The following is a 17404-nucleotide window of genomic DNA, read 5'->3' on the forward strand; positions in this document are numbered from 1 at the left end:
CTGGCCTCGGGTCATTAAATCTTACAGGGGGCGAGCTCCCTTTTGAAGCGGTCAGACCAGGTGTGTTGATTAACTATATTTTGGATGGGGAGTTCGTGTTCTACCACGCGACCGTTGCGCTCATAGGATACAAGTCGCGCCTGGTTCGTTTCGCTCCCGGTCTCGCTATGGCAGTACATGACTCTTTCCCTGCCAATCTTTACAAAACCTTTGATTTTCAATATAGTTGGAGTAACTGATAGATTTCCCGAACAGGGAATGACGGGGGAACCAACTTTGGATGATCATGGGTCACCTCTCCGATCGCGGGCGGAAAGGCAGAGGCAGGAATGGCGGAAAAAGAGGCTGTCCATCCGGCTTGCGCTGATCTTCACAGTTGTCACCGGGATGTCGTTACTTCCGTTATCCGGTGTGCATGAGGCAGCAGATTCATCTCATACGGAAGAGGAAAAGGAAAGAAAAAACACGGAAATCTCTCTCACCAAACAAGATCAAAAGGATGTAACAAAAAAAGAGTCTCATACCGATGAACCGGAGCAAATCGAAGTGGATACCGATCCGACCAGTCACACCGTTTTGGTGAACCAATCCCATCCCTTACCTGACGGCTATGTTCCGCCGGATTTGGTGTTTCCGGATGTTCCCTTTCCCTTTAGTGAAAACCTGCCTAAAAAACAGTTGCGTCGGGAAGCAGGGGAAGCACTGGAACAACTGTTTGCGGAAGCCGAGAAGCAGGGGATGATGTTATATGCTCAATCCGGTTACCGTTCTTATGAACGACAGCAAGAGCTTTATGCTTTTAAGGGGAACAGAGCGGGGGGAGCAGCCAACCAGGTGAGTGCCCGTCCCGGCACAAGTGAACACCAGACGGGGTTGGCCATGGATGTCACTTGCAGGGCTGTCGGTTTTAAGTTGAACCAATCCTTTGCGCAGACCCGGGAGGGTCGGTGGGTGGCGGAACACGCCCATCAATACGGCTTTATTATCCGATATCCCAAGGGAAAGGAAGAGATCACGGGATATACGTATGAACCTTGGCATTTGCGCTATGTGGGGAAGAAGATGGCCAGCGAACTCAAGAGAAAGAATCTGACCTTGGAAGAGTACTATGAGGGTCCGGCCCCCGAAGTGGATTCCGGAAAAAAGTGACGGGGTTGACAGAGAGCCGGGGTGCCGGCTCTTTTTTTGGGTTGGAGTTTGCGCAAATCATGCTATAATTGAGAAGGATTCTACAATCTTGTGGATTTCAACCAATTGCATATTCGAGGGGTACAGGTGCCGATCGGTAAGGATCCGATTGGCTGAAAAGGGAAGACCGGTGCAAATCCGGCGCGGTCCCGCCACTGTGAATGGGAGCCTCCTGCAATACGCCACTGTCGAAGGACGGGAAGGCGCGGGAGGTGATGAACATGAGCCAGGAGACCTGCTTGTACCTTCGACACGGGAATTCCTACGCGGATAGGAGGTGTTGACTGAAGCCGACGTGTGCCTGTAGAGGTACGCCATCGGTGGGATTTGACGTGAACAGGGCACTCCGCAGGGAACGGGGTGTTTTTTTGTGCACAAATATCAAAGGAAGGATGAAAGGAATGCACCTCCATAAAAAGTGGTTATCCACTGTCTTCGCTCTGATCCTCTTTCTGACAGCATCTCCCGGCGTGGTCCTCGGAGAGGCTCCTCCTGCACCCCTGGAGGAAACGGAAGTCGGGGAGCAGGTGGCGGATACAGTTCAGCTGTCGGTCACCGGAGACGGTGGCCGGGAAATGTACCCTGCGACGCCGGTGGAGATCGAAGCGGGTGAAACGGCTTTCAGTGTCTTGCTGAAAACCCTGGGCCCAGATCAGGTGATCTACACCGGTTCCGGGAGCACTCTCTATGTCCGCGCCATCGGCGGTCTGGCCGAGTTCGATCGGGGTCCTCTGAGCGGCTGGATGTACCGGGTGAACGAAGAGTTTCCCCCTCACAGTGCCGGTGTTCATCCGCTGACAAAGGGGGATGTGGTGGAATGGGTCTACACCACCGATGGCGGAGGGGATGTGGGATTTCCCCTTTCCCGTACCGGCGGGGAGGGAAACAACCGACTGCGGGAAGCACCTGAGTCTCAAACGCCGGGGACAGATCTTTCCCCTTTGACCCCGGGGGACAAAAAGGCTGAGAATAGGGCAGCGGAAACAAGACAACGTGTTCCGGGAACTGACCATCTCGAGGAGAAACCCGGGCCCGCCCGGGACGTAAAGGCGGCCTCTTCCGACAAAGCGAAGGCATCCTCCCTGCAGGAGAGGGATCTTTCCCGGGCGGTGGCGGATGTGGTCCGTTGGATCTCGACGAAGGGATCCGGTTCCGACTGGCAGGCACTTGGATTGTTTCAGGCCACGGGAAAGGTCCCGGCGAATTATTTGGAAGATACCATCCGTTATCTTGAGGAGAATGACGGGGAATTCCGCAAAGTGACTGATGTTGAACGGATGGTTCTCGGGATTGGTGCCGGCGGAGGTGATCCCCGAAGTATAGCCGGATACAATCTGATCGAAAAGATCTACAACAATGAACGGATGACCCTGCAAGGGAGCAACGGTGTGATCTTTGCCTTGATCGCATTGGATTCTGCCCGTTATCCCGTACCCGACGATGCTTTGTGGACCCGGGAAAAACTCCTGAACTGGCTGTTGGAAAATCAGAACAGTGACGGCAGTTGGGCGTTGGTGGCCGGGTCCCGGGGAGATGTAGACATCACTGCCATGGCACTTGCAGCGTTGGCCCCCTATGATGGGGCAGCGGTGGATCAGGCCAAGCAAAAAGGATTTCGGTGGTTATCTTCTCAGCAGACGGAGAATGGGGGATTTCTCTCTTGGGGAGTGGAAACCAGCGAAAGTGCTTCCCAGGTGATTATCGCCTTGACAGCTAACGGGATGAATCCCAAAGCGGAGGCTTTTACTAAATCAGGTGGAAATGTGCTGGAAAATCTGCTGTCCTATCAACAGAAGGATGGAGGATTTGCCCATGCGGGAGATGAAGATTCCAACGATATGGCCAGTGAACAAGCGTTGCTCGCCTTGACTTCCTATCGCAATTACCTGGCGGGAAAGCCCGGGATTTATGATCTGGGTGACATCCATACTCCGCCGGGTGAAGAGGAAAAGCCGGATCCGAAGCCCACTCCGGATCCGTTGCCACCCAAGGGTGAAAAAACGGAACCACAGCCCGGCTTCGAAGATGGGAATCCCAAGTTGCACCGGGCGCTTCCAAAGCCTCCGATTCCCGGAATCGGCGGAGGTCCACCGGAATCGACCGTATTTCTGCAGGCTCCCGTTTTTCACTCAGGTTCCTCCGCATTTCCATCCATTCTGGAGGGGACTGGGATCGGGTCCGTTACCACCGGGAAGCCGACAGAAAATCTGACGAAGGAAGATCCCGAGGAGGAACCAATCACTCAGCAGAATCTCGCTTCTTCGACCCCGGTTCAGGGTGTTCCGGACTCTCCCAAATCTGCTTCTCATCCTCATCGGGGATATGTCATGATTCTCCTCGGGGTATTGTGCGCTTTTGTCGGAGGCGGATTTTACCTGTATGAGCGAAGGAGGAGTTGGCAGTGAGGAAAAAGCTTTCCTTTTTTCTCATCGCCGTCGGCCTTTTGCTGACCGGTGCCGGAGGTTGGGAAGCTTACAGTGCTGTCCGGACCCCGGATACCGTCCCGGCTGATATCTCTTCCCGTGGAGGGACCGAAGCGGACTTGGCACAACGGGATCCAAACACCAAGAAGGCTGAGGGGACACCTTCGGATGCGGGCCCTTCTTCTGGATCGAAAGAGAAACACAGGGAAGAGGAGAACAGAGCCATCTCTCCGGGAGAGACAACATTAGAAACGGCTCGTGTCACCAATGGTGACGGAGGCGGTGAACAGAAAGACTCCTCTCGCCCTTCCGGCAGATCAGAAGGATCTTCCCCTTCGGCTCCCAAAGGTTCCGTCCCCCAATCGACGGCAACCATTTCCATCACCGGGGATCGGGGAGTTCGGATTCTGCCCGCCACCCGGGTGGAAATCCAACAGGGAGACACCGTTTATGATGTCTTGCTTCGGGTGACCCGTCAACATGGGATTCAGATGGAGGCCCGGGGATCCGGAAAGACCCTGTATGTGGAGGGGATTAACAATCTCTACGAGTTTGACGGAGGGCCGGAGAGCGGATGGATGTACCGGGTCAACGGGGTGTTTCCCAACTACAGTGCGGGGGTGTACGTGGTGCGGAACGGGGAGCGGATTGAATGGCTGTATACCCGGAATCTGGGACGGGATATTGGAGCGTCTTTTTAAATGAGCCGGGGATTTCGCGATCTTCACCCGGTGGTGACTTTCATTTACTACACTGGAGTCCTGCTGTTGTTGTTGCTGATGTTCCATCCTCTGTTTATCCTGTCCGCCTGCATTCTCCTTCTAGCTGTAAATCTGCTGTATGACGGGGGAAAGGAACTGTTTCGGTGGAAAGGTGCGATGGGGATGACTGCCGGGGTGATCTTGGTGGTCAATCCTCTTACCTCCGAACGGGGAACGCACGTACTATGGGAAGGGACTTCCCATCGGGTGACATGGGAGGCAGTGTTATACGGGGGCATGATGTCGGGGATCATTCTTTGTGTCATGGCGACTTTCATTTCCTATCAGCAGGTGATTCCCACTAACAAGTTTCTCTATCTCTTTTCCCGTCTGTTGCCCCAGTGGGCGTTGTTGATAGTGTTGGCACTCCGGTTGGTCCCCCTGTTGCGGGAGAGGTTGGGGGAGATCGAGATGGTGCATCGGTCCCGGGAGGATGAAATCCCGAAACTATCCCTTCAGGAACGATTGCGCCGATCGATGAAGAGGTTGGAAGTGTTGCTGACGTGGTCATTGGAAGAGGGGTTGCAGAGGGCGGACTCGATGAAAGCCCGCGGGTACGGGACAGGGAGACGCTCCTCTTACTCCCCTTACCGGTGGCGTCCCCAAGATGGGGGTGCCCTTCTTTTTCTGCTGATCTCTGGGGGTGCTTGTTTTTATGGTTGGACCCAGGGATTGGGTGTTTTGACCATTTATCCTGAAATGGGGTCCCTCGGACTGACCGATGAGGGATGGGCTCTCCTGGGAGGGTATCTCTCTTTTTTGGGCTTTCCTGTTTTGGTGGAATTGGGGGGGATGATCCATGAATGATCTGAAATGTGTCCAAGTCGGTTTCAATTATCCGGGGACAAGCTCTCCGGCTTTACAAAATATTTCTTTTTCCATTGCACCGGGTGAATTTGTCCTCCTCTGCGGGCCATCGGGGTGTGGAAAGACCACTCTGCTCCGAATGATCAAAAGGGAGTTGCGCCCTGCTGGTCAAATGACGGGAGAAATCCTATATGGAGGGATTCCGTTGCAGGATCTTCCGGCGCACCGGGCGGCAGGCGAGATCGGCATGGTGTTTCAACATCCCGGGCATCAGATCGTGATGGAAAACACTCTGCAAGAACTGGTCTTCGGTATGGAAAACCTGGGATTCTCCTCAGAGTTGATGCGCCGTCGGGCGGCAGAGACCACCGCTTATCTGGGATTGGAAAAGGTGTTGTCCCGGCCCACCGAATCCTTGTCCGGCGGACAAAAACAGTTGCTCAATCTGGCCTCGGTTTTGGCCTTGCGCCCCCGGCTGTTATTGTTGGATGAGCCGACAGGTCACTTGGATCCTGTCGCTGCGGTTCGTTTTTTGCACACGGTGAAACGGTTGAACGAAGAGACCGGGATGACGGTGATTTTCACCGAACATCGACTGGAAGAAGCTTATCCCCTGGCAGATCGGGTGCTGGTGATGAATCAGGGGAAGCTCTGTTTCAACGGACTTCCCCGGGAAGGGGTCCGCTGGATGAAGGAATCCGGGCCGGGTCATCGGGATCTGATCCCCGCGATACCATCCCTGATTTTGCAGACAGGGGGCTCTGAAGGAGGTGCTCTGCCATTAACGGTGAAAGAGGGAAGGAAGTGGCTGCAAGAGAGAGAAAATCTACCGTTCCTGTCTTTCTCTGATCCCCCAAGACGGGCTTCTTCCTTTTCTCCCAGGCAACCGCTGTTGTCCCTTCGACGGGTTGACTTCCGGTATGCGGAGGAAACAGTGCTGAAACAAACCACTTTCGATATTTTTACCGGGGAATGTGTGGCGATCTTCGGCGGCAATGGCTCCGGTAAATCCACGCTGTTAAAGGTGATGGCCGGACTGTTGCCTCCGAATACCGGATCGATCCGGTATCGGGGGAGGAAATGGACCCGGCGGGTCTCACGGGAGCGGATCCGTCGCATTGGATACCTTCCGCAGAATCCGGAGTCGTATTTCCTCCATGAAACCGTGGAAGCTGAACTTCAAGCTGCCTCCCGGCAAGCTGGAGAGGAAAGGAGGGAGCGTTGTCGGGAAGTGATCTCCGGCTTTTCCTTAACCCCCTTTCTTTCCCGGCATCCTCACGATCTCAGCGGCGGGGAAATGCAAAAAGTGGCGTTGGCTTGTCTCCTCCTGCGGGACCTGGAACTCCTGTTGCTGGATGAGCCGACCAAAGGGGTGGATCCCGAATGCAAAAGTCTTTTCTCCCGACTGTTGAAATCCTTTGCAGAACAGGGGAAAACCGTGGTGTTGACTACACATGATGTGGAGTTTGCTGCCGTGACTGCCACCCGTTGTTCGCTGTTGTTTGACGGGGAGATCCTCGCTTCAGGGACAGTCGGCTCATTTTTCCGGGAAAACGATTTTTACACGACTGCCGTTTATCGGATGACCCGGGATACCGGGGTGCCGGAGGCGGTGACGGTGGAGGAGGCGGTTCGTCTGTGGCAAGGGCAGTCTGGGCGCTCGGTATTGTCTTGATCTTGCTGATCGGTGTCCTGGCTTGGCTGGAACCGGTCCGAAAGCATCCTCTTCTGGTCAGCCTGTTCTTTGCCGCACTGATGATCGTCCCTTTTGTACTCCGCTTTGAGTGGCGTTCCTTGGACAGCAGGGAACTGGTGCTTTTGGCCTTGTTGACGGCGATTGCCGCTGTCTGCCGGGTTCCCTTCGCCGGACTGCCCAGCGTTCAACCCACCACCTTTGTGATTATCGTCACGGCTGTGGTTTTTGGTGCAGAAAGCGGATTTGTCGTCGGTGCGGGAGCGGCTTTGGTCTCCAACATTTTTCTGGGACAGGGTCCTTGGACCCCGTGGCAGATGCTAAGTTGGGGATTGGTGGGCTTGACAGCGGGAGCGCTGCAAAACACTCCCGTGATGCGCTGGAAATCTCTCCGGCTTCTCTTCGGTTTCATCTGGGGTTTTCTTTTCGGTTGGATCATGAACCTGTGGGTGGTCGCGGGGATGGAGAATTGGAGTCTGTCCACTTTTGCTGCTGTTTATGTGGCCAGTCTCTATTTTGATCTCGCCCACGGGCTCTCCAATCTCTTTTTTCTGGCTCTGTTCTCATCCACTTGGATTCGGATCCTGCAACGCTTCAAGGTGAAATACGGGTTGTTGGAAAGGTGATGGTACCGTTTCAAGCAGAAACACCGGGCAGGTGACTCCCGCCCGGTGTTTCTGCTTGAAGTGAATCCGTCAGATCCAAACCCCTGGTTAGGAGCGTTGTGAATTAGTCTGGCTGGGTGGCCGGGGTTGGGTTTCACATGACCTTTCCGTTGTTCTTAACTGCCAAAATCACTCCATGTGAAACCCAACCCTCCCTGTGAACCGGATTTTTCATAACGCTTTAGGGGATGGGTGAAAAATCTATTGGATTGAATTCAGACCCACCCTCTGGCTTCCATGGCTGCAGTGATCCGTTGGATGGAAATCATGTAAGCCGCGGTGCGAAGATCGGTTTGGTGCTGTTTGGCTAGAGTGTGGACCTCATGGTAGGATCGAACCATCTGCTCCCGAAGTTTGCCGTTTACTTCTTCTTCAGACCAGTAGTAATTCATCAGGTTTTGCACCCATTCAAAATAAGAGACAATCACCCCGCCGGCATTGGCCAAAATATCAGGCAGGACGAGAATTCCTTTTTTAAACAAGATTTCGTCGGCTTGGGGCGTGGTTGGACCGTTTGCCGCTTCTGCAACGATGTTGGCTTTGATGTTGTTTGCATTTTTCAGGGTGATCACATTTTCCAGTGCCGCCGGAACCAAAATATCCACTTCCAGTCCCAGTAAGTCTTCTGGACGATCCAGGACGTGGGAATCGGGGTCATCCTGGATCGAGGCGGTTTCCTCATCTTTGAGGTGCTCCACTTGCCGGAGGTTTAACCCTTCGGGTTGGTAAATGGCACAGGTGGAATCACTGACAGCCACAATTTTACAACCTTGTGCCGCCAACAGATCGGCCAGGATCCGGCCTGCATTACCGAACCCCTGAATGGCGACAGTTGCTCCTTCCATGGGTTTGTTCAACGTTTTCATCGCCTCTTCGATGGCAAAGACACAGCCTCTCGCCGTGGCTTCGTTCCGTCCTTTGGATCCGCCGAGAATCAGGGGTTTTCCGGTGATGACCCCCGGGCTGAATTGTCCTTTCATCCGACTGAAGGTATCCATCATCCAGCCCATGATTTGGGGGGTGGTATATACATCAGGAGCCGGAATATCCCTTTCAGGGCCCACAATGTCAGCGATCGCTTCCATGAATCCGCGGCTGATACGCTCAATCTCGCCTTCACTGAACTCATGGGGGTCACAGATCACCCCCCCTTTTCCTCCACCATAGGGGACATTGACGACACAGCACTTAAAGCTCATCCACATGGACAAAGCTTTCACCTCATCCATGGTAACCTCCGGATGGAAGCGGATCCCCCCTTTGGTGGGCCCGATGGCATCGTTATGTTGTGAGCGGTAGCCTTCAAAGACGCGGGTGGAACCATCATCCATTTTGACCGGGAAGGAGACATAAAGCACACGCTTCGGTTTTTTGAGGATGTCCAGCACATCCTTGGATACCCCCAGTAATTCTCCGGCATGATCAATTTGTGTCTGCACGATTTCATATGGGTTCAGATTTTCTTGTTCATTTGAAATGAGATTCATTTCTGACATCAACTTCACCCTCTTTATATCCAGGTTTTTAAATCTCTATCTGCCGTTGTTCGCATTTTATAATTAATTTGTATTTTACAGCTTTCGATTGATCGAAGCAATGCTGTTTATAGAACGAATCAATGTCCATATGAGATTAGTAGGCGGTAATCTTTTGTGTCAAGGGGGAAGTTCATTGGCTTTTGATCAGGTGTTATAGGTTGGAGTTTTTTGGAGGTGGACCGATCTTCTTCACCGAATAATTAGAGTATCGGGAACGAGGAGGGATGGTGTTGCGTCAAGTTTGGAAAGGTTGGCGTGGGCGTTGGATGATCGTCGGGGTGCTGGTTTTTTCCTTTATTTTGGCAGGGGCGGGCAATGGACGGGAAGACGCCGTCGCTTCCAATGGAAAAGGGAAGTCCCAGGTGGTCTTTGCGATTCATGGAGGCGCCGGCGGTGGCAGGGTTCCCCCGGATCAGGAAGAAGAGTATCGGAACACGATGCTGTCCGCTCTGAAAGCAGGAAAAAAAGTGATCGATTCCGGGGGCTCCGGTGTCCGGGCAGTGGAGAGGGCAGTAAATGTGCTGGAGGATTCTCCGTTGTTCAATGCGGGCAAAGGGGCGGTTTTCAATACGGATGCCGCTCACGAATTGGATGCTTCGATCATGGACGGAAAAGATCTGAGTGCCGGTGCTGTGGCCGGTTCCCGGCATGCGAAAAATCCGATCACCCTGGCCCGGATCATCATGGAGAAGTCTCCCCATGTGATGCTGGCAGGAGATGCGGCGGATCAATTCGGGGAGAAACACGGAGCCCAAATGGTGACACAGGATTATTATTTCACTGAAAAACGGTGGGAGTCCTTGCTGGCCGCCAAAAAGAGAGGGGCAGGGGCCGGCGGACACGGAACTGTCGGGGCGGTTGCTCTCGATCGGAAGGGCAACCTGGCCGCGGCCACGTCTACTGGGGGGTTGACCAACAAAGCAGTCGGCCGGGTGGGAGATTCTCCGATCATCGGCGCCGGAACTTATGCCAATAATCAGAGCGTGGCTGTTTCCGCCACCGGGACGGGGGAAGTGTTCATCCGGGGAACGGCGGCCGCCGACATTGCCGCATTGGTTCAATATCGGAAACTTTCCGTACAACAGGCTGCTGACAAGGTGGTGAAAGAAAAATTGATGTCCTTGGGTGGCACGGGGGCTGTGATCGCTCTGGATAAAAAGGGGAACTTTGCCGCTCCCTACTCCACAGAAACCCTTTTTTACGGAACAGTTACAAAGGATGGGAAATATAAGATCGTCCTTTCTCCCCAAGACGAAAAATAGGAACAGACAGTAAAAAAGAGGAGCCGGCAGCTCCTCTTTTTTGGATATATATTTCACAAATCCAAAAAGGTTAAATACATCGATCTTTCAGTGCAACGTACATGCTCCAATATGAAAAAGACCGGAGCGGAGAAGGTTATTTGAGGTTGGGGAAGAGCTTGAGGGTTTGAAGTGATCCCCGTGTAGCCGATCACTCCGAGCCCTGATTTTTAGTCCAGTCAGTGAAAAGGGTTGCCATATGATTGAATATTCATTATTATTTGGGTCGATCGTCTATTTTGGCTCAAGGGGAAGGAAGTGATGGGGTGAAAACTGCGTGGCGCAATACCATTGGAGATTTGCTTCGTCGCAGTGCCGGACGGATGCCTGACAAAGAGGCCCTCATATTCGAAGAACGCCGTTGGACGTATCGGCAGTTGGAAGAGATGAGCAACCGATTGGCGCGGCAATTGTTGGAGTTAGGGTTGCGGAAAGGGGATCGGGTAGCGGCCTATGGGCGCAATTCCGATGCTTATGTGTTACTCTGGCTGGCGGCGGCTAAGGCGGGGTTGGTACATGTTCCCATCAATTATGCCTTGACCGGGGATGAGCTGATCTACCTGGTAAACCAATCCGGCAGCAAAGCCTTGTTCATTGATCCGGAATTGGCTCAACAAGTGGTGGCGGTAGAGGAGCGGCTACAGGTGGAAATCCGGGGGACGCTGAGGGAGGGGGAGAAGCTGGATGTGTTTCATCTGGCCGGGACAGGCTCCGGCGAGCCGCCGGAGGTGGAGGTGGAGGAGGACGATCTGGTCCAGTTGTTGTACACTTCCGGAACCACCTCGGCCCCCAAGGGAGCGATGATGACCCATCGGGCATTCATCTATGAATATATCAGCTCTGTCCAGGCCTTGGATTTCCGTCCCGACGACAGCCCGCTGCATGCGCTCCCCCTGTACCACTCGGCCCAAATGCACGTCTTTTTGATGCCGTATCTGATGCTGGGTGCAACCAACCGTCTGTTGGAAGGGCCGGACCCGGAGAAGGTGTTGCAGATTCTGGGACATGAGGAGATCAACAGTTTTTTTGCTCCTCCCACCTTTTGGATCACGCTGTTGAATCATCGCGATTTTCAGGTGAAATCGTTGCAGAAAGCGTATTACGGTGCATCGATCATGCCGGTGCCGGTGGTAAAAAAACTGCAGGAAGTGGTGAAGGGGCTGAGCCTGTACAACTGCTTCGGTCAATCGGAAATCGCTCCTCTCGCCACTGTTTTGCGACCGGAGGAACACGAACAACGTCCCGATTCGGCGGGCAAACCGGTGCTGTTTGTGGAGTTGCGGGTGGTGGATGAAGAGATGGAGGATGTGAAACCAGGGCAGATGGGGGAGATCCTCTACCGCTCTCCGCAACTCTGCCAGGGGTATTGGGAGCAGCCGGAGGAGACAGAGGCGGCCTTTGCGGGGGGATGGTTTCATTCCGGGGATTTGGCCCGGATTGATGAGGAAGGATACATTTATATTGTTGATCGCAAAAAGGATGTGATCAACACCGGTGGTGTATTGGTGGCTTCCAGAGAAGTGGAAGAGGTGATCTACACCCATCCGGCGGTGAAAGAGGTGGCTGTCATCTCCACACCTGATTCCAAGTGGGTGGAAGCGGTGACAGCGGTTGTGGTGTTGAAAGAGGGGGCGGTGGCTACGGAGTCGGAACTGATCCAATATGCCAAGCAACATCTGGCCTCCTTTAAAGTGCCTAAAATCCTGCGCTTTGCAGAGGATCTGCCTCGTAACGCTTCGGGCAAGATTCTGAAACGGAAGTTGCGGGAGGAGTGGGCGGAAGCCGGGGCTGTTGATTCAAGCGCTTCGGATCATTCCTTTTGATGTGATATGCCGGAAGCTGACAGGATCGGTGGCCTGCATCGGTATTCACCATGTTCATATGGCAAAGCGATCGGTTCTGTAACAGTTGAACGTCCATAAAAAAGGGTGTTGAGAACAACACCCTTACACTTGTTCCAGCCTAAAACGGACCAACATGCCGACCCACTGAAATGTTTAACGGATCTGCCCGCTGCCGAGAATCCGGTACTTGTGGGAAGTAAGCTCCCGCAAGCCCATGGGACCCCGGGCATGAAGCTTCTGGGTGCTGATCCCGATTTCTGCACCCAATCCGAATTGAGATCCGTCGGTGAAGCGGGTGGAGGCGTTGCGGTAGACTGCGGCAGCATCGACGCCCTGAAGAAAACGGCGGGCGGCGGCATCGTCTTCAGTGATGATGGCCTCGGAGTGACCGGTGCTGTAGCGATCGATATGGTCCATGGCATCCTCAAGGGAGTCGACCACTTTTACCGCCAGCACCTGCTCCAAATACTCTGTCTCCCAGTCGGTTGCCGTGGCGGGAACCGACTGGGGGAAATGTTGCCGGGTCCGGGAACAACCCCGGATTTCCACTTGGTGCAGGGTCAACTCTTCACACATCGATCCCAAATGCTTCTCCGCCCATTCCTGATGGACGAGAAGGGTCTCCGCGGCATTGCAGACACCGGGGCGGTCGGTTTTTGCGTTGATGACAATGTTGCGGGCCATCCCGGGATCGGCGGTCCTGTCCACATAGATATGGCAGTTGCCTGCTCCCGTCTCCAGCACCGGAACCGTGGCTTCCCGCACCACCCGCCGGATCAGACCGGGACCGCCTCGGGGGATGACCACATCGACTCCTCCCTTGCAGGTAATCAATTCCCGAACGGTTTCCCGGCCGGGGTCTGTCACCAATTGAACGGCCTCCGGGGGGAGGGAGGTGTCAGCCAAGGCCCGGCGGATGACATCAACCAGTACGGAGTTGGAACGGAGGGCGGAGGAACTTCCGCGGAGGATGATGGAATTTCCTGATTTTAGGGCGAGTCCCGCCGCATCCACAGTGACGTTGGGACGGGCTTCAAAGATCATCCCGACCACCCCTAAGGGAACCCGGACCTTTTCGATGCGAAGATTCTTCTGCCCATCAGTGACCTCCAGAACCTCACCGACGGGGTCTGGCAGACGGGTGACTTCTTCCAATCCCCCGGCCATCGCCTCCAGCCGTTGTTCCGTCAATTTCAACCGGTCCATCAGGGCGGTGGAGAGGCCGGCTTTTTTCCCGTCGGCCAAATCTTTCCGGTTTTGTTCCAGGATCAGCGACTTCTGATCGCGCAATGCGTGGGCGATGGCATCAAGGGATTCATTCTTTTGTTCCGCAGATGCAATTGCCAGTCTTTTCGAGGCGGAGCGGGCCGCCGCGACTTGTTTTTGAATTTGCCTCATCATCGGGACGCCTCCTGTGGTGATCGGTTCGTCGATGGAGCTTCACCCCGAAAGGAAACCCAATCGTTCCGGTGGATCACTTCTTCCGGATGGTTCGGGATCAGCCGGGAAATTTCCCGCGTGCTCCATCCTTTGACACGTCGGAGCAATGGGGCGGAAAAACGGGCGACTCCCCGTCCCAGTGTGCCATCGGGCCCGGCCACTTCCACGATCTCTCCGGCTTCAAAGTCGCCGCCCACCTCTACAACCCCACAGGGCAGCAGGCTTTTTCCTCTTTCCACCAACGCCTGGGCGGCGCCGTCATCCACCTTCAAATGTCCCCGGGGGCGGGAGTGGGCGGCGATCCATTGTTCCTTGCGGCTGGATCGACGGGGCTCTGCGTCCATATAGGTTCCGCTCCCTCTCCCTTTCACGGCATCCAGCATCCAGCCGGGAGTTTTACCGGCGGTGCCGATATAGACCCGGATGCCGGCACGGGATGCTTTGCGGGCAGCGATCAGTTTGGAACGCATGCCGCCGCTTCCCAAGCGGGACTTGCTGTTATCCACTTGAGCGGGCATGGATCCGTGAAAGGGAGGAATACGACGAATTTTCTCCGCCTGGGGGTGATCCAGGGGGTTGGCGGTATAGAGCCCGTCAGTATCTGTAACAAACAGCAGCCAATCCGCCTGCAACAGACCGGCCACCAGAGCGGCCAGGATATCATTGTCACCCCAGCGAATCTCGTCCCCGGCAACGGAGTCATTTTCGTTGATCACCGGAATAATGTCCCGTTCCAACAGGAGTTGAAGAGTGTGCAGTGCATTCAGAAAGCGGATGCGATGATCAAAGTCGCTTCTCGTCAGGAGAACTTGAGCGCAGATTTCCCCATGGGTAGCAAAGGCTTCCCGGTAACGCTGGACCAGATGTCCCTGTCCGATGGCGGCTGATGCCTGTTTCTCCGCCAGGGAGCAGGGCCGGTGAGTCAAGCCCAGCTCATGAAAGCCGGCGGCAACGGCTCCCGATGAGACGAGTACTACCCGGGTTCCGGCCTGTTTTAACCGGGTCAGGGCCTCCGCATGGGTCTGCAAAGCCTCCGGATCCAGTTTTCCGGAGTCATCTGTCAGGGATGAAGTTCCGATTTTTACGATGACAGTTTTGTGGTTCATCTTCTTTCCTCCTGTTATAAAAGAACACACTCCCTTTGTTCAAGGACGAAAGGGAGTGTGTTCTTCCGCGGTACCACCTTGGTTGACAGTTACATGTCCACCTCATGCGACTGTAGTCACAACACAGCCGCTACCCGGAAATAACGGTCGGGGACCGTTTCGGCTTGTCGCCGCCCGCATCGGGAGGTGGGTTCGGGCCGGCTTCCCGACAGAACCTCCCAGCCACGGATTCTGCTCTCTGGGCGATCAGCCGGCCGTACTGGCCTCCGTCATCGCGTTTCACAGGATGGATGATTCAGTTGGGTTTGTATTATTATGCACTGGAGTGGTTGGTCTGTCAATTGGTAGAAAAACATCACCGGGCACCCATCCAGTTTAAATGTTGGGGATCCGCCAATCAATCTCCTCCATTCCCGCCTCGCTCAAGGCCCGGTTGATAGCGGAGAAGGGTCGGCTGCCGAAGAATCCCCGTTTGGCGGATAAAGGGGAAGGATGGGCCGATTCGATGATATAATGCCGTTCGGTATCGATCCATTTCTTCTTCTTTTTGGCTTGGTTTCCCCACAACACGAACACCACCCTCCCCGGTTTCTCATTCACCTTTTGGATGATAGCATCAGTAAGGGTTTCCCATCCCTTGTTTTTATGGGAGTTGGGCTCATGAGCCCGCACCGTCAGGACGGTGTTCAGCATTAACACCCCCTGGCGCGCCCAAGGTATCAGATGTCCGTTGTTGGGAACGGGGTGTCCCAGATCTTCTTCCAATTCTTTGAACATGTTTTTCAGGGAGGGGGGCAGTGGAACCCCGGGGCGTACGGAAAAGGAGAGTCCGTGGGCCTGTCCCTCGTTGTGGTAAGGATCCTGTCCGAGTAACAGCACTTTTACCTGCTCATATGGTGTTAAAGCCAGGGCGGAGAAAAGATCCTCCTCCGGTGGATAAACCGGGTATTGTTTTCTCTCGTTCTCCAAAAATGTTTTCAATTCCAGCAGATAGGTCTGTTTCAACTCTTCCGCCAACACTTGCTGCCAGTCCTGCGGCAGTACAAAGGCCATTTATTTACCCTCCGATCGAAAAATGATTTGTTCCACATCTTAGTAACGACTTCTGTGGCGGGAATGATTTCCTCTATTTTATTAAATCACAGGAAAGTGTGAAGTTCCCAACCTTTTTTAAAAGGAGTTGGAGAGGACTATCCGGGAGTGACCGTACATTCTGGGAAAGAACCGATTAATGAGCGCTCAAATTGGCCATTTTTCGGGAGGGAATTTGATCGGTTTGGCATCCCCTCTCTCCGAATAGTATGATGGTTGGGAAGGTATTTTAATAGTTTTTCAGGAGGGATCGGAGATGACGGAGGTTTTGATCGTCGATGGTGCACGGACCCCCTTTGGCTCCTTTGGCGGGGCCTTGCGGGAAGTGTCAGCGGAAGAACTGGGCTTGGTTGCGGCAAAGGAGGCGATCCGGCGGGCGGGCTTTGAAGCGTCTCAGGTGGACAACGTGGTGCTGGGAAACGTGATTCAGAGCCACAAGGGAGCTCCTTACCTGGCCCGGCATGTGGCTCTCCGGGCGGGTGTCCCCATTGAGACTCCGGCGCTGGTGGTCAACCGCCTCTGCGGCTCGGGCTTGCAGGCGGTGATCTCCGGGGCTCAATCGGTGAAATTGGGGGAATCGGAGGTGAGCTTGGCGGGGGGGGCCGAAAATATGAGTCAGGCTCCCTATGTCCTGCGTCAGGCTCGTTGGGGAATGAAGATGGGGGAAGGAGAGTTGGCGGACACCCTGTCGGAGACTCTGAGTGACAAGCTGTGCGGCATTGGAATGGGGATCACCGCGGAAAACTTGGCTGAACAGTATTCCATTTCCCGGGAAGAGCAGGATGAGTTTGCATTTTTGAGTCAACAGCGTGCCGCAGCGGCAGCTGACAGCGGTCGCTTGTCCGAAGAGATTGCATCGGTCACGATCCAGGGAAGAAAAGGGGAGAAGGTGATCTCGAAGGATGAACACATCCGGCGGGATACGACCCGGGAAAAGCTCGCCCACTTAAATCCGGTGTTCAAGAGGGGAGGGACCGTCACCGCAGGTAATTCCAGCGGAATCAACGATGGGGCCGCCTGTTTGATTCTCGCTTCCGAAAAGGCGGTCCAAAGGCAGGAGGTCTCGCCGATTGGACGGATAGTCAGCTGGGCTGTCCGTGGGGTGGAGCCCAGTATCATGGGGATCGGTCCGGCGCCGGCATCACGGCTGGCCCTGGAACGGGCGGGGTTGACGCTGGAGGAGATAGACCTGATCGAAATCAATGAAGCCTTCGCCGCCCAATATTTGGCGGTAGAGAAGGAGTTGGGTCTCAACCGGGAGATCGTCAATGTGAATGGAGGTGCCATCGCTCTGGGGCACCCCGTCGGTGCCAGCGGAACGAGGATTCTACTGTCACTCCTTTATGAGCTGAGGCGCCGGGGAAAAAAGTACGGTTTAGCCTCTCTCTGTATCGGGGGCGGACAGGGGATCGCTCTGGTGGTGGAGGCTCTTTGACATTTTTTGCGAAAGACCCTCCGCCTGGATTGGCGGGAGGTCTTTCGCTTTTGATGATTCCGGTCGAACGTGGATTATCTGGGCGTGTGCATTTATTTCTAGTTGGAGTGA

Annotated in this window: 13 protein-coding genes and 1 riboswitch; of the genes, 9 read left to right on the top strand and 4 right to left on the bottom strand. The window is 54.5% G+C overall.

All coding sequences use genetic code 11. The features are described from left to right. Positions 1-276: 276 nt before the first annotated feature. The 6 genes from IEV46_RS01565 to IEV46_RS01590 all read left to right on the top strand — a co-directional run bounded on the left by IEV46_RS01565 (position 277) and on the right by IEV46_RS01590 (position 7498). Positions 277-1149 (top strand): M15 family metallopeptidase, encoded by an 873-nt coding sequence (locus IEV46_RS01565; protein ID WP_229735809.1) that lies wholly within the window; start codon positions 277-279, stop codon positions 1147-1149. 107 nt (positions 1150-1256) lie between these two features. Beyond that, a riboswitch (cobalamin riboswitch) is annotated at positions 1257-1445 on the top strand. A 144-nt stretch (positions 1446-1589) separates the two neighbouring features. Further along, complete coding sequence (locus tag IEV46_RS01570) at positions 1590-3593, top strand: DUF4430 domain-containing protein (RefSeq protein ID WP_188429095.1); 2004 nt, start codon at positions 1590-1592, stop codon at positions 3591-3593. Further along, positions 3590-4312 (top strand): DUF4430 domain-containing protein, encoded by a 723-nt coding sequence (locus tag IEV46_RS01575; protein WP_188429097.1) that lies wholly within the window; start codon positions 3590-3592, stop codon positions 4310-4312. Before IEV46_RS01570 ends, IEV46_RS01575 begins: the two co-directional genes overlap by 4 nt. Continuing rightward, positions 4313-5179 carry an energy-coupling factor transporter transmembrane component T gene (locus IEV46_RS01580; protein ID WP_188429099.1) on the top strand — a complete coding sequence of 289 codons (867 nt, stop codon included), beginning with the start codon at positions 4313-4315 and terminating at the stop codon, positions 5177-5179. Further along, on the top strand, positions 5172-6854 hold the full coding sequence (locus IEV46_RS01585) for an ABC transporter ATP-binding protein (RefSeq protein ID WP_188429101.1): 1683 nt from the start codon (positions 5172-5174) through the stop codon (positions 6852-6854). The genes IEV46_RS01580 and IEV46_RS01585 overlap by 8 nt, the downstream gene beginning before the upstream one ends. Beyond that, complete coding sequence (locus IEV46_RS01590) at positions 6818-7498, top strand: ECF transporter S component (RefSeq protein ID WP_188429103.1); 681 nt, start codon at positions 6818-6820, stop codon at positions 7496-7498. Before IEV46_RS01585 ends, IEV46_RS01590 begins: the two co-directional genes overlap by 37 nt. 254 nt (positions 7499-7752) lie before the next feature. Here the strand turns inward: IEV46_RS01590 and IEV46_RS01595 are convergent, their stop codons facing one another. After that, on the bottom strand, positions 7753-9024 hold the full coding sequence (locus IEV46_RS01595) for a Glu/Leu/Phe/Val family dehydrogenase (RefSeq protein ID WP_308420258.1): 1272 nt from the start codon (positions 9022-9024) through the stop codon (positions 7753-7755). A 275-nt stretch (positions 9025-9299) separates the two neighbouring features. Between IEV46_RS01595 and IEV46_RS01600 the strand changes: the two genes are divergently transcribed. Continuing rightward, positions 9300-10337: an isoaspartyl peptidase/L-asparaginase family protein gene (locus IEV46_RS01600; RefSeq protein ID WP_229735811.1), complete on the top strand. Its 1038-nt coding sequence runs from the start codon at positions 9300-9302 to the stop codon at positions 10335-10337. Positions 10338-10642: 305 nt separating this feature from the next. Further along, entirely contained in the window at positions 10643-12199 is a 1557-nt protein-coding gene (locus tag IEV46_RS01605) for an acyl-CoA synthetase (RefSeq protein WP_188429107.1), read from the top strand. A 174-nt stretch (positions 12200-12373) separates the two neighbouring features. Here IEV46_RS01605 and IEV46_RS01610 read toward each other — a convergent pair whose 3' ends face one another. The 3 genes from IEV46_RS01610 to IEV46_RS01620 form a co-directional block, all read right to left on the bottom strand. Beyond that, on the bottom strand, positions 12374-13618 hold the full coding sequence (locus IEV46_RS01610) for a glutamate-5-semialdehyde dehydrogenase (protein WP_188429536.1): 1245 nt from the start codon (positions 13616-13618) through the stop codon (positions 12374-12376). Beyond that, complete coding sequence (gene proB / locus IEV46_RS01615; protein ID WP_188429109.1) at positions 13618-14766, bottom strand: glutamate 5-kinase; 1149 nt, start codon at positions 14764-14766, stop codon at positions 13618-13620. The genes IEV46_RS01610 and proB overlap by 1 nt, the downstream gene beginning before the upstream one ends. A 375-nt stretch (positions 14767-15141) precedes the next feature. Beyond that, a complete protein-coding gene (locus IEV46_RS01620) occupies positions 15142-15819 on the bottom strand; it encodes a uracil-DNA glycosylase (RefSeq protein ID WP_188429111.1) in 678 nt (225 codons plus the stop codon). A gap of 295 nt (positions 15820-16114) precedes the next feature. Here IEV46_RS01620 and IEV46_RS01625 point away from each other — a divergent pair, with 295 nt between their 5' ends. Beyond that, positions 16115-17293, top strand: coding sequence for an acetyl-CoA C-acetyltransferase (locus tag IEV46_RS01625; protein WP_188429113.1), 1179 nt, complete (start codon positions 16115-16117; stop codon positions 17291-17293). The last annotated feature ends 111 nt before the right edge of the window (positions 17294-17404 follow it).

Origin of the sequence: Kroppenstedtia guangzhouensis, from assembly GCF_014637345.1 — a bacterium.
In the GTDB taxonomy this organism is placed as follows: domain Bacteria; phylum Bacillota; class Bacilli; order Thermoactinomycetales; family DSM-45169; genus Kroppenstedtia; species Kroppenstedtia guangzhouensis.